The organism is Streptomyces sp. NPDC107522, assembly GCF_055657525.1.
The window spans coordinates 276,649-297,779 of sequence record NZ_JBVKAU010000004.1 but is presented as its reverse complement, the minus strand read 5'-3'; the positions used below and the strand labels follow the sequence as shown (position 1 = coordinate 297,779).

The 21,131-nt window shown below is 69.6% G+C and carries 16 protein-coding genes; 6 read left to right on the top strand and 10 right to left on the bottom strand.

The window, feature by feature from the left end:
* Positions 1–3: 3 nt before the first annotated feature.
* Positions 4–2,040 (bottom strand): fibronectin type III domain-containing protein, encoded by a 2,037-nt coding sequence (locus tag ACZ7L6_RS15205; protein WP_471923872.1) that lies wholly within the window; start codon positions 2,038–2,040, stop codon positions 4–6.
* Positions 2,041–2,269: 229 nt separating this feature from the next.
* On the opposite strand from ACZ7L6_RS15205, the gene ACZ7L6_RS15200 reads away from it, so the two are divergent.
* A complete protein-coding gene (locus ACZ7L6_RS15200) occupies positions 2,270–2,434 on the top strand; it encodes a hypothetical protein (RefSeq protein WP_471923870.1) in 165 nt (54 codons plus the stop codon).
* On the top strand, positions 2,431–2,733 hold the full coding sequence (locus ACZ7L6_RS15195; protein WP_471923868.1) for a hypothetical protein: 303 nt from the start codon (positions 2,431–2,433) through the stop codon (positions 2,731–2,733). The genes ACZ7L6_RS15200 and ACZ7L6_RS15195 overlap by 4 nt, the downstream gene beginning before the upstream one ends.
* A 147-nt stretch (positions 2,734–2,880) precedes the next feature.
* Here the strand turns inward: ACZ7L6_RS15195 and ACZ7L6_RS15190 are convergent, their stop codons facing one another.
* The 3 genes from ACZ7L6_RS15190 to ACZ7L6_RS15180 all read right to left on the bottom strand — a co-directional run bounded on the left by ACZ7L6_RS15190 (position 2,881) and on the right by ACZ7L6_RS15180 (position 8,944).
* On the bottom strand, positions 2,881–4,602 hold the full coding sequence (locus ACZ7L6_RS15190; RefSeq protein ID WP_471923866.1) for a PA14 domain-containing protein: 1,722 nt from the start codon (positions 4,600–4,602) through the stop codon (positions 2,881–2,883).
* Positions 4,603–4,693: 91 nt separating this feature from the next.
* Complete coding sequence (locus ACZ7L6_RS15185) at positions 4,694–7,168, bottom strand: hypothetical protein (protein WP_471923864.1); 2,475 nt, start codon at positions 7,166–7,168, stop codon at positions 4,694–4,696.
* A gap of 63 nt (positions 7,169–7,231) precedes the next feature.
* Complete coding sequence (locus ACZ7L6_RS15180; RefSeq protein ID WP_471923862.1) at positions 7,232–8,944, bottom strand: fibronectin type III domain-containing protein; 1,713 nt, start codon at positions 8,942–8,944, stop codon at positions 7,232–7,234.
* Between the two features lie 297 nt (positions 8,945–9,241).
* Between ACZ7L6_RS15180 and ACZ7L6_RS15175 the strand changes: the two genes are divergently transcribed.
* On the top strand, positions 9,242–10,369 hold the full coding sequence (locus ACZ7L6_RS15175; protein WP_471923860.1) for a sugar ABC transporter substrate-binding protein: 1,128 nt from the start codon (positions 9,242–9,244) through the stop codon (positions 10,367–10,369).
* 56 nt (positions 10,370–10,425) lie between these two features.
* On the opposite strand, the gene ACZ7L6_RS15170 is transcribed toward ACZ7L6_RS15175, so the two are convergent.
* From ACZ7L6_RS15170 to ACZ7L6_RS15160, 3 genes are read right to left on the bottom strand one after another with little or no spacing between them, the layout of a single operon-like run.
* On the bottom strand, positions 10,426–11,268 hold the full coding sequence (locus ACZ7L6_RS15170; RefSeq protein ID WP_471924582.1) for a transglutaminase family protein: 843 nt from the start codon (positions 11,266–11,268) through the stop codon (positions 10,426–10,428).
* Positions 11,269–11,282: 14 nt separating this feature from the next.
* Positions 11,283–12,215 carry an alpha-E domain-containing protein gene (locus ACZ7L6_RS15165; protein WP_471923858.1) on the bottom strand — a complete coding sequence of 311 codons (933 nt, stop codon included), beginning with the start codon at positions 12,213–12,215 and terminating at the stop codon, positions 11,283–11,285.
* A complete protein-coding gene (locus ACZ7L6_RS15160; protein WP_471923856.1) occupies positions 12,212–13,756 on the bottom strand; it encodes a circularly permuted type 2 ATP-grasp protein in 1,545 nt (514 codons plus the stop codon). The genes ACZ7L6_RS15165 and ACZ7L6_RS15160 overlap by 4 nt, the downstream gene beginning before the upstream one ends.
* 386 nt (positions 13,757–14,142) lie before the next feature.
* On the opposite strand from ACZ7L6_RS15160, the gene ACZ7L6_RS15155 reads away from it, so the two are divergent.
* Positions 14,143–15,171 carry a helix-turn-helix transcriptional regulator gene (locus ACZ7L6_RS15155; RefSeq protein ID WP_471923854.1) on the top strand — a complete coding sequence of 343 codons (1,029 nt, stop codon included), beginning with the start codon at positions 14,143–14,145 and terminating at the stop codon, positions 15,169–15,171.
* Here ACZ7L6_RS15155 and ACZ7L6_RS15150 read toward each other — a convergent pair.
* Both ACZ7L6_RS15150 and ACZ7L6_RS15145 read right to left on the bottom strand, forming a co-directional pair.
* Positions 15,152–16,141, bottom strand: a complete 990-nt coding sequence (locus ACZ7L6_RS15150) for a helix-turn-helix transcriptional regulator (protein WP_471923852.1) — start codon at positions 16,139–16,141, stop codon at positions 15,152–15,154. The two genes, ACZ7L6_RS15155 and ACZ7L6_RS15150, sit on opposite strands and share 20 nt — an antisense overlap.
* Complete coding sequence (locus tag ACZ7L6_RS15145; RefSeq protein ID WP_471923850.1) at positions 16,138–17,157, bottom strand: helix-turn-helix transcriptional regulator; 1,020 nt, start codon at positions 17,155–17,157, stop codon at positions 16,138–16,140. The genes ACZ7L6_RS15150 and ACZ7L6_RS15145 overlap by 4 nt, the downstream gene beginning before the upstream one ends.
* A 277-nt stretch (positions 17,158–17,434) precedes the next feature.
* Between ACZ7L6_RS15145 and ACZ7L6_RS15140 the strand changes: the two genes are divergently transcribed.
* Complete coding sequence (locus tag ACZ7L6_RS15140; RefSeq protein ID WP_031482824.1) at positions 17,435–17,770, top strand: Rieske (2Fe-2S) protein; 336 nt, start codon at positions 17,435–17,437, stop codon at positions 17,768–17,770.
* Positions 17,771–17,946: 176 nt separating this feature from the next.
* Here the strand turns inward: ACZ7L6_RS15140 and ACZ7L6_RS15135 are convergent, their stop codons facing one another.
* Positions 17,947–18,360 carry a pyridoxamine 5'-phosphate oxidase family protein gene (locus ACZ7L6_RS15135; RefSeq protein WP_471923848.1) on the bottom strand — a complete coding sequence of 138 codons (414 nt, stop codon included), beginning with the start codon at positions 18,358–18,360 and terminating at the stop codon, positions 17,947–17,949.
* Between the two features lie 118 nt (positions 18,361–18,478).
* On the opposite strand from ACZ7L6_RS15135, the gene clpB reads away from it, so the two are divergent.
* Positions 18,479–21,076: an ATP-dependent chaperone ClpB gene (clpB, locus tag ACZ7L6_RS15130; RefSeq protein WP_471923846.1), complete on the top strand. Its 2,598-nt coding sequence runs from the start codon at positions 18,479–18,481 to the stop codon at positions 21,074–21,076.
* Positions 21,077–21,131 lie beyond the last annotated feature (55 nt).

The window sequence follows — 21,131 nt, the reverse complement described above, 5'->3', positions numbered from 1 at the left end:
TGGTCAGGCTCCGTCACCGCTCGGGGCGACCACGACGGGGGCGAGACCGGAGTATGCCTCGGAACCGTCCGCTGCGACGAACGAGATGACGTAGTAGCTCGTGGTCCCGGCCGGCGTGGTCGGGTCCGTGTAGCCGCGGGCGTCGGCGGCCAGGGGTACGTCGGTCAGCCGGACGTACTGCTGTGTGGCGCGGTCCCAGCGGTACACGTGGAAGCCGGTGATCGCGCATCCGGAGCCGCAGCCCCACGACAGTGCCGCGTGGCCGGACTCGTCCGCCTGGGCCGAGAGGTTCGTGGCCGCGGTGTTCGGGGGCGCGTAGCCAGGAGTGAGGTCGAACTCGTTGACGCTCACATTGGCGGCGACGCTCTCCGGGTAACCCCTCAGCGTGTAGAGCGAGTTGTTGTTCGTGTCCACCGAGTCCACGAAGTAGAACCAGTTCTCGTCGTTCGGGACGTTGAGGTCGGTGAAGCGGGTCGTGCCGGGCTGGAGCGTGGCGAGATGCTCGTACGTGGCGGTGTCACGAAGGTCGGTCGCCCGGAAGACGTTGTACGACTTGAGGTCGGGGGCGGGGTTCTCGTCCCACTCCAGGACCGTGCCGTACTCCGTACTCGTGTGGGTCAGGCCGGTGACGGCGGGCGGCGGGGTGGTGTCCGCCAGGCCCGCGTAGACCGCTTGTGAGGGAGCCGACTCGCGGCCCGCGCTGTCGACGCTGGTGACGTGGTAGCCGTACGACGTGTTCCGCTCGGCGGAGAAGTCGGTGCAGCCGTACTGCGGGTAGTAGTCGGCCTCGTTGCCCACCCGGTACGACTCACAGGTGACCTGCGCGGGAACGGCGTTCGGGTCGGACCGGTCCCAGCGGTAGACGCGGAAGCTCGTCGGCGCCGCCTTCGACGTCGTCCAGCGCACCTCGATCCCGGTCTCCGCCTCGTTCGTGCGCGGGGTGTCCATGGAGGGCACGGCCAGCGGCCGGGCGAAGGCGAGGACCTGCGAGGCGGCGGTGTTGCCGGCGGGGTCCTTCGCGACGACCTTGTAGTACGAGGTGTCGCCGTAGGGCGCGGTCTCGTCGGTGCGGCTCGACCCGTACGAGATGCCCAGCTTGACGAACTCCCCGTCGGCGGCGGCCGCCCGGTAGACGTCGTAGGTCACCTCGTAGCTGTCGTCCTGCCAGTCGAGCTCGACCCCGCGCACGGGGTCGTCGCTCGCGGACACGACCGGCGTCAGCGGGGCGGTGCGGTCGACGGTGGTGACGAGCTTGTCGGCGCTGCCCGTCGACTCGTTGCCGGCCTTGTCGACGGCCCGGACCTCGTAGTAGTAGGCGGCGCCGGTGGGCGCCAGCGTCTCCGTGAACGACGTCGAGGTCAGCGGGTCGAAGCCGCTGACCCTGCGGTAGTCGCCGGTCCCCTGCAGCCGCCGGTAGACGCGGTACCCGGCGAGGTCCATCTCCTTGTTCCTCACCCAGGTCAGCTTGGCCTTGCCGGTGGCCGGGTCGTAGGTGACGGAGGCGCCCGTCGGGGCAAGGGGCTTGACGGTGTCGACGGTGGCGGAGGTGCGGGGCGCGTACGTGAACTTGACCTTGGCGCTGCCGGTCCAGTTGACGTAGTCGACGCGGAGGGTGTGCTTGCCGGAGGGGATGGTGAGGTTGACGGTCTTGGAGACGGTTGTGGAGGTGTTCTTCCACAGGTCGATCTTGCGGGTGCCGTCGAGGTAGACGCGGATGCCGTCCAGCCCGGAGGCGGTGAGGGAGAACGGGCCGCCCGAGCCGAAGTCGCGCGTCACGCTCCACCGCACGCCGAAGTTGTTGCTCGGCAGTCCGGAGGCGGGGGCGCCGGTGCCCCAGTTCTGGTCGATGACGCTGTCGCAGTCGGTCTTCTTCGGCGTCCCGGAGAAGGTGGTGTTCGCGAAGAACTGCCGTTTGAAGACCGGCGACGTGCAGGTCACGGCTGCGGAGGCCGGGGCGGCGGAGGCGGTGAGCAGGCCGCCGGCGGTGGCGAGCACGACGGCGGTCGCGGCGGCGGCGGTCGTGCGTCCAGGTGGGTTCATGGGTCCTCGGGCGTGATCGTCGTTGGCCGGGGAAGGCCGGCGACGATCACGACTCGCGGAGCGGTCCATGGGTTGTACGGGCCTTTCCTATGACTTCGGTCGATCATCAGGCGCCCTTGACGTGCCGTAGCGGGCGGCGAGGTCTCGTACCTTGATGGTGATCAGCTTTTGATCACAGTTCCTCCATCCGCCCCTGGAACGCCTTCAGGGGCCCTGAAAAGGAGTTGGAGTGCAGCGCACCAACCGAAGACAGCGGGTCCAGGCCGCCGCGGCGATGACGCCGGCCGGTTTCCTGGCCGGTGACCCGTCGGTCGCGCCCCTCCCGGCGCAGAAGAGCGCCGAGCCGAGGACGAAGATCTGGATCTACCGCCCCCAGCCGAAGTGGTACGGATGAGCCTGACCAATCGTGGGTGGTGGTTCGTCTCCGTCGAGGCGCTCCTGACCCTGCTCGTGGCCCGGACCCTGTGGACCTGGCGCGACGACCCGTATGTCTTCCTGGCGGACGTTCCCTACATGGAGGCGTGCAGCGTCGGTCTGTCGGTCTCGCTCCTGCTGACGCTGGCCCTGCTGTCGCGTGAGCAGGAGTGGCCGCGACGTCTGGGCTGGTCGCTGACGGTGGTACGGCTGTGCCTGCTGCCGCTGCTCCACCTCATGTGGAATCCGGCGATGTCGCCGTACATCTCCCTGTGGTGACCGGCGGTCATCGTCCGTGATGGCGACGAATGATCGGAAGAAGGGCCGGGTCCGCGCTGCGGGCCCGGCCCTTCTCAAGGGTGGCGGTCATCGATGGGACTTGCCTTGACGCGGCGCAGCAGGGCGGCCAGGCCTGCCTCCGTCGGATCAGCCGGCCGGTGCAGTGACCGCCCAGTCACCCGCCGGCAGGGACTCGGTGCCGTCGGCGGTCACGGCCGTCACCCAGTAGTACGACGTGGTGCCGCGGCGGGCGCCGGTGTCGACGTACTGGACGGCTCCGGAACCCGGGTCGGCGATCTTCTCGTACGTCGAGGTGGCCGGGTTCCAGCGGTAGACGCGGTACCCGCCCGCCTGCTCCGGGGCCGACTCGCCCAGCCCGGACCACTGGAGCAGGTTCCCCTCGTCGCCCTCGGCGCCGGTTGCGGTGAGCGTCAGCGGCGAGCCCTCCGGCGTCGCCACGCTCGGCGTCGTGTCGAGCTCGGTCGCTGTCACGATCTGGGCCTCGCCGGTCCACTTGAAGGACGAGTTCCCGGCGTCGTCGATGGCGTCGACGATGAAGCAGGACTCCTCGCCGTCCGGGAGCGTGGTGTAGGCGTACGAGGTGGTGTCGGCCGAGACGTGGAAGCCGGGGTAGAGGGAGCACACCTTCTCCTCCTCGTCCCCCCACAACTCGCCCCGGCGCACCGCATAGCTCGCAAGGTCCGCGGTCGGGTTGGCGTCCCAGCGCACCTCGAAGCCGTACTCGGTCGGCGTGACAGTCACCCCGGTGACGGCGGACGGCGGCGTGAGGTCCCGGCGCTTGCCGCTGACGGCGGCGGACCGCGCGGACTCGTTGCCCGCCGCGTCGAGGGCGGTCACCCGGTAGTAGTAGGTGGTGTCCTCGGCAGCCGAGGTGTCGACGTAGGAGAGCCCGCTCGTGTTCCCGACGCGGGTGTAGGTTCCCTCCGCGCTCGCCGCCCGGTACAGCCGGTACGACGCCGCTCCCTCGACCGAACTCCACCCGACCCGCAGCCCCTCCGGCTCGGAGCCGGTGCTCAGCCCGGTGGGCGCGGCGGGCGCGGTCCGGTCGACGGTGGTCACGAGCTGGTCGGCGGTACCGGCGGACTCGTTGCCTGCCTTGTCGTAGGCGCGGATCTCGTAGTAGTACGCGTCGCCGGTCACCGGCAGGGTCGCGTCGGTGTACGACGTCGAAGTCGTCGTCGCGAGGGGCCCGCCGCCGAACGACGTGCCCTTGAGGCGCCGGTAGACCCGGTACCCCGCGAGGTCCATCTCCTTGTTTTTCGCCCAGGTCAGCTTCGCTTTGCCCGTCGCCGCGTCGTACGACACCGAGGTGCCGGTCGGCGTGAGGGGCTTGACGGTGTCGACGGACGGCGAAGTGCGGGGTGTGTAGGCGAACTTGACGTTCGCCGCTCCCGTCCAGTTGACGAAGTCGACGCGCAGGGTGTGCTTGCCGGACGGGACGGTGACGTTGACCGTCTTCGACACTGTGGACGACACGTTCTTCCACAGGTCGACCTTGCGCACGCCGTCGAGGTAGACGCGGATGCCGTCCTGGGCGGAGGCGGCGAACGAGAACGGGCCGCCGGAGCCGAAGTCGCGGGTCACGGTCCAGCGGACGGCGAAGTAGTTGGAGGGCAGTCCGGTGGCCGGGGCGCCGGTACCCCAGTTCTCGCTGATCGTGGCGTCGCAGTCGGTCTTCTTCGGGGTGCCGGAAAAGGCCGTGTTCGCGAAGAACTGCCGTTTGAAGACGGGGGAGGTGCAGGTCACGGCGGCGGAGGCCGGGGCGGCGGTGGCGGTGAGCAGACCGCCGGCGGTGGCGAGCACGACGGCGGTCGCGGCCGCGGCGGTCGTGCGTCTGGCTGGGTTCATGGGTTCCTCTGGCAGAGCGGGACAGCGCTGACGAAGCTGTCGTGATCAGGACTCGCGAGGAACGGGGTTGGTTGTAGGACTTGCCGTCCCTTCAGCGAGCATCCGCGCCGCGCTCCCGCCGGTGTTCCCAGGCCAGGAATGCCGCTCCTGCCGCGCCGACCACGACTGCGGCGCCGTAGAGCACCAGTTGCCAGGTCGCCATCGAACCCCAGGAGTCGATCAACTCCCAGATGGACCCGCCGGCGATTCCGACGGCTGCACCCGCGGCGAAGCCGATATGGCGATGCCACCACCGGTGGGCCGTGCTGCCTGGATCGGGCGCCGGTGCCAGTGCCGGTGCCGGGTGGGCCTCCTGATAGTGCGCCGCGAGGTGGTCCTGGAACTCCGCGTGCAGGAACTGGTACACCGGGCCGACCGCGCGCAGCAGACCGAGCCGGTGCATGTCGTCGAGGAACGGCATGAGGCGGCGCGGCAGCCGGCGGTGGCACGCGGCGTGGACGACGGCGACGGCGTAGACGAGCCAGGCGCGTTCTCCACTGAACAGGGCGGTGCCCACGACGATCAGACTCAAGAGGATTCCCCCGGCGACGCTCTCCTTGTCCGATCGCTCCGTCCACATCGTCCAGCCGATCCAGGATTCGGCGACGAGGAGAATCAGCGTGAGGCGCAGCAGCCCGCCGATCCGATCGGCGCGCAACGAACCCCAGGGCGTGCTCGCGCGCCGCTCTCTCCAGTCGGCCATTCCGAAACGGATCCAGATGAACAGACCGACGGCCAGCCCGATGGCGGCCCCGGCGGCGAGCCCGTAGAGCAGGCGTGTCCCGGGATTCGGAAGGAAGGGCCCCGGGGAGTCTTCGGTGACTGCCTTCCAGAGCCAGTCGAGGACCGCTGTCACCACGACGAACCCGGCACCGCTCGGTGCGCCGATGAGGGTTCCGCGCAGGACGAGCGGCTTGAACCGCTGCGCCGCTGAAAGGTCCTCGGTGGCAGCGAGCGGGCCTTGTCTGAACCTGGGGACCGAGGCGAGGGAGTCGTACGCGAAGAAGGCTCCGACGCTCCCCAGCATGGCGCCGATGAACAGGAAAGCCATCGCTCCGGTGCCGCCGTCCGGGATGTCCTTGGAGGGGGCGATCGTTCCCACGATCGCCCCCGCGAGGGCACCGAGCAGAGCCCATGTCACGATCTGCACCCAGCGAAGAACGGGCGGGGAAAGGGACAGTGACGCCAGGGACCACCACCGCAGATCCCGCGTGGCCGGGCCCGCCCCTCCGTCCGGCCGCCGGGCGAGAGAGTTGCGCGCCATGCAGTCCGCAAGGAAGCCGAGCCAGGCCCGCACGTCGTCCGGCCGGTGCCGACGTCGGGGACGCAGCCGCTCCGGCACCTCCCGCAGCGGCTTTCGCAGCCGCTGGACGATCAGCTCGTCGAAGAGGTGACCCCGCAGGGCCTGCGGGTCGTCGAAGCGGCCGGGCTCGAGCAGCTCCCGGGGCGACCTTCCGCATTCGGCGTATGTCATCCGCAGCAGCCCGAGATCCAGCGGAGTGGCCACGGCGGCGGCGAGGACGCGGAGCGGGCCCGCGTGGGGTCCGGGTGTTTCCAGACCGGCGAACAGTGCCTCCCACTCCGGTGCCGGGTTCGGGGGCAGCGCGGTCCTGAGGTGACCGGCGGCGACGGCAGGGGTGAGCGGACGCGGCGAAACGAAGCGTGCCTGGCTCAACAGGCCGCCCCGGGCGCGAGTGGCCTCCTCGAACTCCTCGGTGCGGCAGGTCGCCACGAAGGGGTACGGGCTCTCACTGAGCACGTCGAAGACCTTGCCGCGGGTCACCGCAGGTATCTCGTCGAGCCCGTCCAGCACCGGTAGGAGGTGACCGCCGTCGAGGAGTCGCCGGGGGATGTCCCGGCCCTTCCGGGACACGTCAGGGCAGAGGCGGTCGGTCTCCGCCGCGATCCAATCGGCGAAGTCGGCCCACTCCGGTGTCCAGCCTGCGGCGGAGACGAACAGCGGTACCAACGGGGGTGTGGCGGGTGGTGCCCGCCGGACGGGTTCCAGCAGGGCCAGGGTCAGTTGTACGGCGAACGTCGTCTTGCCGGTGCCGCGGTCGCCGAGCACGAACAACCGGCGTGACCTCCGGCTCCGGAAATCCGCTGCGAACTCCGCCATCCGGTCGGCCGACTCGTCGGGCGTTGCCGCACCCGCGAGCGCTATCGCGCCCACCTGGCCCTGTCGCGAGGTCTCGTGCCACACCACGGGCATCGCCTGTTTCCCGTCCTGGTCCCGGGCCCGCGCCTCGGCATCCCAGACCAGAACGGCGACGGAGGCGAGCTGTCGCTTGGCCTCCTCGACGATCCCCTCGGACGCTCTCTCGCCGGTCCGTCCCGTCACCCGCCGATGCCACACCTGCAGGCCCACACCCGTCACGACGATCGGCACAGCAGCCGCCAGCGCGTCGATGACCGGTTCCCAGTCCTCGGCCCACAGGGCTCCGAGGTCCACCGCGAAGGCCGCGACCAGCCCCAGCATGCCGAGCCTGTACAGGGCGTCGTGCCCTCGCCGTCCCCCATTCCCCATCCGGCCATGGTGACAGCCGCCACGGCCGGTGGGGAGGGATCGGCGAGGCCTCACACGGGGGTGCTACGAGGTGCTCTCCGGTGTACTCACCGGTTCCGTCACCGTGACGTACGAGAAGTCCTCGCCGCTGGTGAAACGGGAGTTGCCGGCGTGGTCGACGGCGACCACGGCATAGCGGGCCGTCTCGCCCTGGGGCTCGTACAGCTCTTGCGAGTAGAAGAGCGTCGGCTCGACGTCCCAGCTCGGGCGGACCTCGTCCCACTTCTCGTAGTGCCAGAGCCCGTCGACGAGGATGCCCCGGTAGACGTCGTAGTGGTCGACGTCCTCCTCGGTGTTGCGCTGCCACCGCAGCTCGATGTCGGTGCCGTTCATGGCGCCGCTCAGCCCGGTCACGGCCGCGGGAGCGAGTCCGGTGGCCGGGGCGGTGCCGGTGACGGGCGCCGACGGGGCGGACTCCTGGGCCTGGCTGTCCACCGCGGTCAGTGTGTACGTGTACGAGGTGCTCTGCCGGACGCCGGTGTCGGTGTAGGAGGTCCGCGTGGCGCCCACCTCGTCGATCAGGCGGCCGTTGCGGTAGATCCGGTAGGAAGCCAGGTCGCGCGTGATCGGCGAGGTGGGTGCCTTCCAGGCCAGTGCGATGCCACTGCCGGACTGCGGTACGGCCGTCAGACCGGTGGGCGGGGAGGGCGCCCAGTCGCCGCGGTCGGCCGAGGCGGGAGCCGACTTGGCGGACTTGTTGCCGGCGGCGTCCACCGCGGTGACCCAGTAGCTGTACATCAGGCGGTCCTGGACCTTGGTGTCCAGCCAGGAGGTGGCCGTCACCTTTGCCACCTGCACGACGGGGTTGTCGCCGCCGTCGTCCACCCAGCGCCGGTGCACGAGGTACTCCGTAGCCCCTGGCACCGCGCTCCAGGCCACGGTGACGCCCGGTTGGCCGTCGGTGACCGTGACCCCGGAGGGAACCGCGGGCGCATTCCTGTCCGGCGTCGTGACCGGACGGTCGGCGCTGCCGGCCGACTCGTTGCCCGCCCTGTCGTAGGCCCGCACCTCGTAGTAGTACGTCTCCCCGGTCGCCGGCGGGGCGTCCGTGTGCGAGGTCGCCGTCGTCGAGGTCAGCTTCTTCCAGCTGCTGCTGCCCTGGAGGCGCCGGTGGACGCGGTATCCCGCGAGGTCCATCTCCTTGTTCTTCGCCCAGGTGAGCTTCGCCTTGCCGGTGGTGGAGTCGTACGACACGTAAGTGCCGGTCGGCGCAAGGGGCTTGACCGTGTCGACGGTCGCTGAGGTGCGCGGTGCGTAGGTGAACCTGACGTTCGCCGCCCCCGTCCAGTTGACATGGTCGACGCGCAGGGTGTGCTTGCCGGGCGGCATGGTCACGTTGACCGTCCTGGACACCGTGGACGACACGTTCTTCCACAGGTCGATTTTGCGGACGCCGTCGACGTACACGCGGATGCCGTCCTGGGCGGCGGCCGTCAGCGCGAAGGGGCCGCCGGAGCCGAAGTCCCTCGTCACGGTCCAGCGGACGGAGAAGTCGTTCGACGGCAGGCCGGACGCCGGGGCGGCCGTGCCCCAGTTCTCGCTGATCGAGGTGTCGCAGTCGGTCTTCTTCGGCGTGCCGGAAAAGTCCGTGTTCGCGAAGAATTGCCGTTTGTATACCGGCGACGTGCAGGTCACGGCGGCGGACGCCGGTGTGGTGACCGCGCCGAGCGGCGTGCCCGCGGTGGCGAGCGCGACCGTCGCCGCGGTCGCGGTGGTCGTGCGTCTGGCTGGGTTCATTCGATCCTCTGGTCGATCGGGGGGCGACGGCATGGAGGGCTGTCGTGCTCACGACTCATGGGGATTGGGCTTGGTTGTACGGATCTTGTCCGAGTGTTCGATCAAGGTTCGGTGGAGGGGGTGTAATGGGCGTTTGGAGAGGTTCCGTCATGTCTTCACATGCGGAGCGGAGCGTGGCGTTGCGCACTCGTTAAGTAGTTCGGCTTGACGCTGGGGGCGGTCGGCGCGTTGGCTTTTCAGTCATCTGGGCGCAATGGCGCGCCCGTGTCCCGATGGCACCAGAAGTGAGCTCCTCATATGCGTTCCATGCGCCCCACGCGTCGTATCGCCACCGCCGTGGCCGCCGCGTCCACGATGACCCTCTCGCTCGCCGCGTGCGGGGTACTGGGCGTCAGTGGGGACAGCACGGAGGCGAGCCCGACCAAGGGCAACGACATCACCGTGGGGCTGCTGCTGCCGGAGACGGCGAACACGCGCTACGACAAGTTCGACTACCCCATCATCAGGAACAAGGTCCTCGAGCTCACCGACAAGCAGGGCAAGGTCGACTACCTGAACGCCGACGCGGACGCGGCCAAGCAGGAGACCCAGCTGCAGCAGATGATCGACGACCAGGTCGACGTGATCCTGCTGGACGCCGTCGACGCGCACGCCATCGCCGACGGCGTGCAGAAGGCCAAGGACGCCGGGATCCCGGTCATCGCCTACGACCGCCTGGCCGAGGGGCCGATCGACGCGTACGTCTCCTTCGACAACGAACTGGTCGGCGAGGTCCAGGGCCGCAGCCTCCTGGAGGCGATGGCCCCCGTCGACTCCTCCGACAAGATCGTCATGATGAACGGCTCGCCCACCGACCCGAACGCCAAGCAGTTCAAGGCCGGTGCGCTCTCCGAGCTCAACGGCGCGGTGGACATCGCCAAGTCGTACGACACCAAGGACTGGAAGCCGGAGAACGCCCAGGCCAACATGGCGCAGGCGATCCAGTCGATCGGCGTGAACAACATCAAGGGCGTCTACGCCGCCAACGACGGCATGGCCGGCGGTGTCATCAAGGCCCTGGAGGCCACGGGCGTGACCAACCTGCCGCCGATCACCGGGCAGGACGCCGAACTGGACGCCGTGCAGCGGATCGTGAGCGGCGAGCAGTACATGAGCGTGTACAAGTCGTACCCGCAGGAGGCCGAGAGCGCCGCGCAGATGGCCGTGGCCAAGGTCCAGGGCAAGGACATCCAGTTCGACTCCCTCACCCAGGACCAGGTCGACAGCCCGACCGACAAGGACATCCCGGCGCTGCTGGTGCCCGTGGTCGCCCTGACCCAGAAGAACATCAAGAAGACCGTCGTCGCGGACGGGATCCACGAGCTGTCCGACATCTGCACGGCCAAGTACAAGACCGCCTGCCGGGAGATCGGGCTCAGCAAGTAGGGCGCAGAGGTCAGGAGGCAGGGGCCCCTCGGTCGTTCGACGGGCTCCCTGCCAGTTCACGCCACCCGCGTGAACTCCACCGTCACCTCCGGCGGCCCGCCCGGCACACCCCGGTAGATGCCCTTGTGCGGGGTGACGTCGTCGTAGTCCCGTCCCCGCCCGACCACGACGTGGGACTCGTCGGCCCTGGTGCGGTTGGTGGGGTCGTAGCCGCACCAGTCGCCCGCCCAGTACTCGATCCAGGCGTGGGACTGGCCGGCCACCGGGCGGTGCAGTTCCGCCTCGCGCTCGGGGTGGAGGTAGCCGGAGACGTACCGGGTCGGCAGCCCCAGGCCCCGCAGCAGCGCGATGGTGACGTGGGCGATGTCCTGGCAGACGCCGGCGCCCTGGTCCCAGGCCTCGGCGGCCGAGGTGTTCACGCCCGTGGTGCCGGGCAGGTAGGAGACCCGGTCGGCGACCAGGGCGGACACGGCGATCGCCGTCCCGTGCGGGTCGAGGCCGGCCGCCGCCTCCCGTGCCCTCTCGACCAGCTCGGCCGGGACGGTCGTACGGACTGTGGGGCCCATGTACTCCAACAGACGTGAACCGGCCGTCCGTTCGGCCAGCTCCTGCCATGTGGGCGCCTGCGGCAGGGGGCCCGCCGGGTGCGTCTCGACGAGGCTGGAGGCGGTGATGGTGAGGTGGCCGTGCGGGTCCATCAGATCGAAGCCGGTGACCTGGGTGCCCCAGTAGTCCCAGTACGACCAGGTGGTGGCGGCCGGGCTGATGGTGACCCGGGCGTCCAGCGTGGTCTGGCTCGGCAGGGTCAACGGGGTCATGCGGACCTCGTTGTGCGAGGAGGCGGCCGGCTGGGCGTACGAGACCTGCGTGATGTGCTTGATACGGAGGCGGCGGGACACTGCGGTGGTCATGCTCACGCTCCTTCCTGGGCCCACTCGACGGGCCCCTGGTACGGGAAGAACCGCTCCGCCACCGCCTCGGCGGAGGCCATGCACGCGGTCTGAAGGTCCCTGAGCAGCAACGGGAGCTGTTCCTCCAGGGCGTGTGTGTCCAGGTATTCGAGCCGGGTGCGCATCCGGCCGATCGGGCGGCGCGCCGGGTCCTGGCGGGGGCGGCCGAGGGCGGTGAGGCACTCCTCCGCCGTGGTCAGCGCGTGCAGCGCCGAGCGCGGGAAGTCGCGGTCCAGCAGCAGGAATTCGGCCACCCGAGGGGTGTCGCCGAAGCCGCCGTACACGCGCGCATACGCCTCGTCGGCGCCGGACGCGCTCAGCAGGGTCGGCCAGTCGGGCGCGTGCGCGGCGTCCAGCACCCGCACCGACAGCAGCCGTACGGTCATGTCCACCCGTTCCAGGCTCCGCCCCAGGACGACGAAGCGCCAGCTGTCGTCCCGGCTCATCGTCGAGTCGGCCAGACCGAAGAACAACGCCGCCCGCCTGCGCACCAACTCCAGATACGCGTACGGGCCCGTCCGCCGGGCCGCGAGCCGCTGGTCGGCGAGGGCATGCCACGTCGAGTTCAGGCACTCCCACATCTCGGACGAGACCGCCTCGCGGGCGCTGCGCGCGTTCAGCCGGGCAGCGCCCAGCGCGCCCTCGATCGACCCGGTCGACCGGGCGTCGAAGGCCAGCTGGTCGAGCACCTGCTGCATGTCCACCGGCTCACCGCCGGCGTCCATCCCGAGGATCGCGTACAGCGACCGGCAGGCCACGTCCTCGTCGCGCCACGGGTCCTCCAGCATCCGGTGGAGGTACGCGTCGAGGATCCGGCCCGTGGCGTCGGCGCGCTCGACATAGCGTCCGGTCCAGGTCAGGGCCTCGGCGATACGGGAGAGGATGACGTCGTTCACTGCTGCTGCGCCCCTTCCTGTACGACGGTGGGGGTCCCGTCGGGCCCGAGCTGACGCGGGGCGACGGCGAGGGGATCGCCGGCGCTCGGGGGAACCGGTGACTCCGCCGGCCCCTCGGCCAGCACCCAGGTGTCCTTGGAGCCGCCGCCCTGGCTGGAGTTGACGATCAGGTTGCCCTCCTGGAGGGCGACGCGGGTGAGGCCGCCGGGCAGCACCCAGACATCGTTGCCGTCGTTGACGGCGAAGGGTCTGAGGTCGATGTGGCGCGGTGCCATGCGCTCGCCCGCGAGGGTGGGGGAGGTGGACAGGGCGACGGGCCGCTGGGCGATGAAGCCGCGCGGATCGGCGATGACGGCTTTGCGAGTGCGCTCGATCGTCTCGCGGTCGGCCCGGGGCCCGATGACGATGCCCTGGCCGCCGGCGCCGTCGACGGGCTTGATGACGAGCTGCTCGATCTGGTCGAGGACGGCGTCCAGCTGACCGGGCTCGTCGGGGCGGTAGGACTCGACGTTGGGGAGGATCGGCTCCTCGCCGAGGTAGTACCGGATGAGCTCCGGGACGTAGGTGTAGAGGAGCTTGTCGTCGGCGATCCCGTTCCCGACGGCGTTCGCGAGTGTGACGTTGCCTGCCATGGCCGCGCTGAGGATGCCCGGGCAGCCGATCACCGAGTCGGGGCGGAAGTGGAGGGGGTCGAGGAAGTCGTCGTCCAGCCGCCGGTATACGACGTGGACGGGCACCTCGCCACGGGTCGTCCGCATCCACACGCGGTTGCCGCGGCAGACGAGGTCGTGCCCCTCGACGAGCTGCACACCCATAAGCCGGGCCAGCAGGGCGTGTTCGAAGTAGGCGGCGTTGTTGGGCCCCGGGGTGAGCACGACGACGCGCGGATCGTCGGTCCCGTCGGGTGCGGCGGCGCGCAGGGCGGCGAGCAGCTTCTGCGCGTACCCGTCGACCGGCAGGACGTGCTGCTCGGCGAAGAGGGAGGGGAAGATCCGGGTCATGGCCCGGCGGTTCTCGATGACGTACGAAACGCCGCTGGGCACCCGGACGTTGTCCTCCAGCACCCGGAAGTCGCCCGCCTCGTCGCGCACGAGGTCGATGCCGGCGACGTGGATCCGGACCCCGCCCGGTGGCTCGATGCCGTGGGCCGCCCGGTGGAAGTGCGGGGAGTTGAGCAGCAGCCGCCAGGGCACGACGCCGTCCTCGAAGGCGCGGGCGTGTCCGTAGGCGTCGGCGAGGTAGGCCTCCAGGGCGCGCACCCGCTGAGCGACCCCGCGCTGTATGAGATCCCATTCGAGGGCGTCGAGAATGCGGGGCACGAGGTCCAGCGGCCAGGGCCGCTCCTCACCCGCGAAGGCGTAGGTCACGCCCCGGTCGGTGAACGCCCGGGCCATCTGGTCGGCCCGGAACCGCAGTTCGCTCGGCTCGATCGGCTGAAGCGCAGCCAGCACCGGCTCATAGGCGGTCCTGACCTCACCCGGCCGCTCAAACATCTCGTCCCACGCGTCGGCCAACGCGTACGCGTCAAATATGTCCGCCATGGCCTGACGTTAAGTGCGGGGTGTAACGCGGTGATCACTGGGGGATTTCCGGGAGGTGCACGCGGAAGGGGGGCGTCCGGGTGGCCGTGCCGCCGGATCGCGCAAGGGAGGGGCGGGGGCGAGCGGCTTTGCTGCGCACACGGCAAAGGCCGGGGGCGACACCCCCAGCTTGTTGCAACTCGACGGACGGAGGCCTGGAAATAGCGGGAGGTACCGGTGGATTACGGCGTCCGTCCCGGCGGGAGCCGTGTTGCGGAGCACGGCCGGTCCGCGCATAGTTGCGCTGCGGAAGCGCGAGTGAACCGTAGGCCCGAAGGTTGTGCACGGTGGGTCCCTCGACCAGGGCCGGGCCGGCGAATGAGGCGAGGACCGGGGGTGGATGGGCGATGGCCGGGCACGGGGCGGAGGAGCATCCCCACGGTGCCGACCGGCTGTGCGAGGCCGGGGACCGCGTGTACTCCCGGGCCGTACGCCGCGGTCGGGTGTCGCGCCGGGACGCGGAGCCGGTGTCCTGTCTGCTGGAGCTGGCGCTGCTGCACCCCGATCCCGACGACATGGAGTGGCTGGTGCCGACCTCCCCGCAGGAGGTCATGACACGGCTGCTGCGCGGGGTGTACGACGAGGTCAGCGCGAGCCAGCGGCGGATGGGCTCGGCGGTGGCGGCCTTCGAGTGGTACGCCGGGCTCGGCGCGCAGCCGCAGGCGGCCGGCGTGGAGGGTGCGGCGATTCGGGTCCTGGACGGCGACTCTCGTATCCAGGCCGCGCTGGACGAGGCGACTCAGGCGTGCACGACGGAGGTGCTGACAGTGCAGCCCGGCGGCATCCGTCCCGAGCATGAGTTGACGGAGGGCCTGCACCGGGCCCTGGCGCTGCGCGGACGAGGAGTGCGGATGCGCGACCTCTACACGCATGTCGCGCGCCACGGACAGGGCTTGCTCAACTACCTGGAGCTGATGGGCGATTCGGTTGAGGCTCGCACACTAGACGAGGTGATCGACCGGTTGATCGTCTTTGACCGTACGGTCGCCTTCATCCCCGCGAACTCCGACCGTACGGTGGCGCTGGAGCTACGCCACCCGGCCCTGGTCCACTACTTGGTGACGGTCTTCGACCGCTTTTGGCGCCTGGCGATTCCGCTCACGGCTCCCCTCCCTGACACCGGCATCGAGGGCATCTCCCATCGGGAGCAGTCCATCGCCGCGCTTCTGGCAGAGGGGCACCAGGACGCGGTGATCGCGGAACGGCTCGGCATAAGCGTCCGCACCTGCCGTGCCCACATCGCCCGGCTCTCGGAGACGCTGGGGGCGGCCAGCCGTACACAACTGGGCGTCCGCATCGCTCAGGCAGGGCTGGACCGGCCGCCGCGTGCCGCTGATGTCGCGACGCCGCCGTCACTCAGCCTGCCTGATCGATGATCCCGGACTGTCCGATGAGATAGCCGAGTTGGGCGCGGCTTTCGCTGCCCAAGGTGGCGGCGAGTTTGGCGATGTGGACGCGGGCGGTGCGGACGTTCAATCCGAGGCGGTCCGCTATGACTGCGTCGGTGTGCCCTTCTATGAGTAGGGCGGCGATGGCGCGTTGGCGGTGCGTGATTCCGTTGAGGGAATGCCGCTGGACGGCCTCGGGGTGCATGGGGGTGGCCAGGCGCCAAAGGCGGTCGAAGGTGGCGGCGAGGAACGCGACGATGGCCGGCTGGCGGATTTCCAGGGCCAGCTTGCGATCCTTGCTGGCGGGGAGGAAGGCGACGGTCCGGTCGATGACGAGGAGGCGTTCGGGGACCTCGTCGAGAGTGCGGGCCTGGGCGTCACCGCGGAGTTGTTCGTAGCGGGCCATGACAGACGGCGAGTGGCGAAGGGTGTGTTGGTAGATGGTGCGAATGCGGCCTCCGCGGTCCAGCAGGGCTTGGTCGCGGGCTAACGCCTCGACGTGCATCTCGGGGGCTGTGTGGTGATTGTGAGAGACGTGTGGCTGGATGGCGAGGAGTTCGCCCGGGATGTCGGCCATGGCCTGGCCGATGGCCTCGCTGATGCGGTGGAGTCCGCTGAGAACGGTGACCATGGGCATGCTCTCGACTGCCGTGCTGCGGCCGTGCATCCGCATGAGCGGTTCAAAGGCTTCGGCCAGTCGCGCCTCCCGCCGTCGCTCGTCGGCGATGCGTTCTTCTGCGACCTGCAGCATTCTGTGCAGGAGGACGGCCGGCGCGACCGGCTCCAATCGGTCCAAATCCTCGACGGTGGGGTTCAGCAGGCCGAGGTCGACAAGGCAGGGTGCTGCTTCGATGTCCGCGCGGCTCACGTGCCCGTCGCGCAGGGCCTGCTCGTACAGCTTGGTCCCTGCCGCACACAGGTCTTCCATGGTGTGCTCCGGGTGTGGCAGGGCGTTCACTCAGTTACTCCCTCCTGCTTGAGGATTCCTGATTCGGCGATGAGGTAACCGAGCTGGGCGCGGCTTCCGCTGCCCAGGGCTGTGGCCAGTTTGGCTATGTGGGCCCGGCAGGTGCGTACGTTCATCCCCAGACGGCGTGCTATCGCCTCGTCGACGTGGCCCTCGATAAGGAGCTTGGCGATGGAGTGCTGGATGTCGCTGATGCCGTCGGCGGCGGTTTCGTACGGCGTCCCGACCTTGAGGGGCACGGCGCGTGCCCACATGAACTCGAAGACCTTGAGGAGGTAGCGGACCAGTCCGGGGTGGCGGATCTCCAGGGCGACCTGCCGGTCCTCTCGTATCGGGATGAACGCCACGGTCTCGTCGCAGATGATGAGGCGTTCGACGAGCTCGTCGATGGTGCGGACCTCGACCTTGCCGTTGGACATCTGTTCCACGTACGCGAGGGTCTCGGGGCTGTGCCGCGCGGTGTGCTGGTACAGCGTGCGGAATCGGACCCCACGCTCGATCAGCGGCCTGTCTCGTTCGAGACCTTTCACGAGATTGCCCTCGCGTCGGCGACCACCGGGCTGCACCGTGAGGACCTCCGTGGTGCACTCGGACGTCGCGAGGTTGAGTGCCGCGTTGATCCGCTCACGGCCCTCCAGCACCATGATGGCGTGGGTCGTTGCGGTGCTCTGCGCGCTGGCCGCCATGAACGGCTCGAAAGTATCGGCCAGCTCAACGGAGAGACGCCTACGCTCCGTGATCTCTCGCTCGAGGGGATGGAGATGCTGAGCCAAAGCTATCGACGGTGGCACGGGGCGCAGCCAGTTCGCGTCATCAGGATCCGGGTGCAAGAGGGCGAACTCCAGCAGGCACGGGGCACACTCCACGTCAACCCGGGCTATGCGTCCCGCGCGAAGCGCGCTGGCGTAGAGCCGACTGCCTTCGTCGCACAGGTCGGTTATTGCATGGGGATGATCCGCTTGCATACCGTTTGTCCCCAATTCTCCACCCCCCAGGGTCCTGAACATGCAGGAACATGATGCATCGATAGTGTGGCCATGACGTGCCTGAATGAGCCATCGTCTTGTGCGACGGGGGAAGTGGAGACCATCAAGTGAGGACGAAGCCGACTATGCGTAAGAGAATGCTTCGCTCGGTACTTGCCGCTGCACTTTCCGCCGTTGTTGTTTTCGGGATCGGGAGCGGTCTGGCAGGCAAGGCGAGTGACGCTCGGGCGGCCAGCAGCTTGAGCGCGGTGGCCGGCGGTGGCGAGCACACCGAAGACACCTCCTGGGACTGATGGCGATGACCACCCCACCCGACGACCGCTCCTTCCGCCGCGAAATGGCCACCGCCTACCGCTCCGGCTGGCACTTCATCGACCTCGTCACCGCGATCCCCCACCCCGGTGACTCGCTGATGGTGACCGTCTTCGGTGAGCCGGTCGTCGTCACGCGGGACGACGAGGAGGACGTGCGGGCGTACCGGTGTCTGCGGCGGCCTCGGGGGGCGCCGCAGCCTGTGCGGTGTGCCATCCGGTACGGAATGATCTTCGTCAACCTCGATCAGCGCGACCACCGGCTGGTGGAGCCGGAGGCCCCGGCCCCAAGGACCATCTCAGCCACCCCCCGCAGTGCCTGACGCGATTCCCCCGTCGTAACAGATCGCTCAGGTGCTTCCCCCCGCAGCGGCGTCACCGTGACCGGAACACGGTGACCCCGCTGCAGTTTTCGGGTGACATTTCCCGCTATCCGCCTGTTCCGCCGGTGGCCGAAACGGGTCGACCGGTATCCGGCCACTCGGCGCCCGCCACCGGGTCACCCACGCCCCATCGCCCGCGTCAGCTCGATCTCGATCACCACGCGATGCGGATTCAGTGCCGGCGTCCGCCCGTACCTCACCGCGTACCGCCGCTCCGCCTCCCCGACCCGCTCCGGCTCGGTCCGGACGGACGCGATCCCCTCCAGCGTCGCCCACCGCCCGCCGTCCACCTGGCAGACGGCGACCCGCGCCCCGTCGGGGCCGGCGGCCAGCACGTTGGCCACCTTCTTGCTCGACTTGTTCGTGATCACCCGAGCCAACCGCGCCTCGGGGTCGTATGTCACTCCGACGGCCACGACGTGCGGGGTGCCGTCCGGGCGCAGGGTCGTCAGGGTGCACAGGTGCCGCTCCTGCCAGAAGGTGAGGTACTCGGTGTCCGGTGCGCCGGGGTCCTGAGGGTAAGCCGCCATGCCCGGAACCTAGCGGCAGCACGGCTCCCGGGACTACCTTGAGCGGAATAGACTCAACTTTGTGTACGCTGTTTCAGTCAGTACTGGGAGACGCTGACGCCAGGAGGAGAACGGACACGTGGACGCCGAGCTGACCAACAGGAGCCGGGACGCGATCAACGCGGCCGGCGACCGGGCCGTGACCGAGGGGCACCCGGACCTCACCCCTGCCCACCTGCTCCTTGCTCTGCTCCAGGGGCAGGACAACGCGAACATCATCGACCTGCTGGCGGCCGTCGACGCCGACCAGGCCTCCGTGCGCGCCGGCGCCGAGAAGGTGCTCGCCTCGCTGCCCAGCGTGACCGGGTCCACCGTGGCGCCTCCGCAGCCCAACCGTGAGCTCCTCGCCGTGATCGCGGACGCCCAGGCGCGGGCCAAGGAGCTCGGAGACGAGTACCTCTCCACCGAGCACCTTCTCATCGGCATCGCGGCCAAGGGCGGACAGGCCGGTGAGGTGCTGGGCCAGCAGGGGGCCTCCGCGAAGAAGCTGCTGGACGCCTTCCAGAAGGCGCGCGGCGGACGCCGGGTGACCACCGCCGACCCCGAGGGGCAGTACAAGGCCCTGGAGAAGTTCGGGACGGACTTCACCGCCGCCGCGCGGGAGGGCAAGCTCGACCCCGTCATCGGGCGTGATCAGGAGATCCGGCGGGTCGTGCAGGTGCTCAGCCGCCGCACCAAGAACAACCCCGTCCTCATCGGCGAGCCCGGTGTCGGCAAGACCGCCGTCGTGGAAGGGCTGGCGCAACGGATCGTGAAGGGGGACGTGCCCGAGTCCCTCAAGGACAAGCGGCTCGTCGCGCTCGACCTGGGCGCCATGGTCGCCGGGGCCAAGTACCGGGGCGAGTTCGAGGAGCGGCTCAAGACCGTGCTCGCGGAGATCAAGGACTCCGACGGGCAGATCATCACCTTCATCGACGAGCTGCACACCGTGGTGGGCGCCGGGGCCGGCGGCGACTCCGCCATGGACGCCGGCAACATGCTCAAGCCCATGCTCGCCCGCGGCGAGCTGCGCATGGTCGGTGCCACGACCCTGGACGAGTACCGGGAGCGGATCGAGAAGGACCCCGCCCTGGAGCGCCGGTTCCAGCAGGTGCTGGTCTCCGAGCCGACCGTCGAGGACACCATCGCGATCCTGCGCGGGCTCAAGGGGCGCTACGAGGCCCACCACAAGGTGCAGATCGCGGACAGCGCGCTGGTGGCCGCGGCCACCCTCTCCGACCGGTACATCACTTCCCGCTTCCTGCCCGACAAGGCCATCGACCTCGTCGACGAGGCCGCCTCCCGCCTCCGTATGGAGATCGACTCGTCGCCCGTCGAGATCGACGAACTCCAGCGCGCCGTCGACCGGTTGAAGATGGAGGAGCTCGCGCTGGAGAAGGAGACCGACCCGGCCTCACGCGAGCGCCTGGAGCGGCTGCGCCGCGACCTCGCCGACAAGGAGGAGGAGCTGCGCGGCCTCAACGCCCGCTGGGAGAAGGAGAAGCAGTCCCTCAACCGCGTCGGTGAGCTGAAGGAGCGGCTCGACGAGGTGCGCGGGCAGGCCGAACGCGCCCAGCGCGACGGCGACTTCGACACCGCCTCCAAGCTGCTGTACGGCGAGATCCCGGCCCTGGAGAAGGAGCTTCAGGCCGCCTCGCAGGCCGAGGAGGAGGTCGCCAAGGACACGATGGTCAAGGAGGAGGTCGGCTCCGACGACATCGCGGACGTCGTCGCCTCCTGGACCGGCATCCCCGCCGGGCGCCTCCTGGAGGGCGAGACGCAGAAGCTGCTGCGCATGGAGGACGAGATCGGCAAGCGGCTCATCGGCCAGACCGAGGCCGTACGGGCCGTGAGCGACGCGGTACGGCGCTCCCGGGCCGGGATCGCCGACCCGGACCGTCCGACCGGCTCCTTCCTCTTCCTCGGCCCGACCGGCGTCGGCAAGACCGAACTCGCCAAGGCACTCGCCGACTTCCTCTTCGACGACGAGCGGGCGATGGTCCGCATCGACATGTCCGAGTACTCCGAGAAGCACAGCGTGGCCCGGCTGGTCGGCGCGCCTCCCGGGTACGTCGGCTACGAGGAGGGCGGCCAGCTGACGGAGGCGGTGCGGCGGCGACCGTACAGCGTGATCCTGCTGGACGAGGTGGAGAAGGCGCACCCCGAGGTCTTCGACATCCTGCTCCAGGTGCTGGACGACGGGCGGCTGACGGACGGTCAGGGCCGTACCGTCGACTTCCGCAACACGATCCTCGTCCTGACGTCGAACCTGGGCAGCCAGTTCCTGGTCGACCCGATCACCAGCGAGGCGGAGAAGAAGGAGCAGGTGCTGGAGGTGGTCCGGACCTCCTTCAAGCCGGAGTTCCTCAACCGCCTCGACGACCTGGTGGTCTTCTCGGCCCTCAGCAAGGAGGAGCTCAGCCGCATCGCGAAGCTCCAGATCGACCGCCTCGCCAAGCGGCTCGCGGAGCGCCGCCTCACCCTGGAGATCACCGACGAGGCGCTCGCCTGGCTGGCCGACGAGGGCATGGACCCGGCCTACGGTGCCCGCCCCCTGCGCCGCCTCGTCCAGACCGCCATCGGCGACCGGCTCGCCAAGGAGATCCTCTCCGGCGAGATCAAGGACGGCGACACGGTCCGCGTCGACCGCTTCGGCGACGGCCTGCTGGTGGGCCCGGCAACCGGCAAGACTCTCTGACCGACGCCACGATCGTGCGTACGAGCGGCTCGATCCTGTCAGCCGACGGCTGACA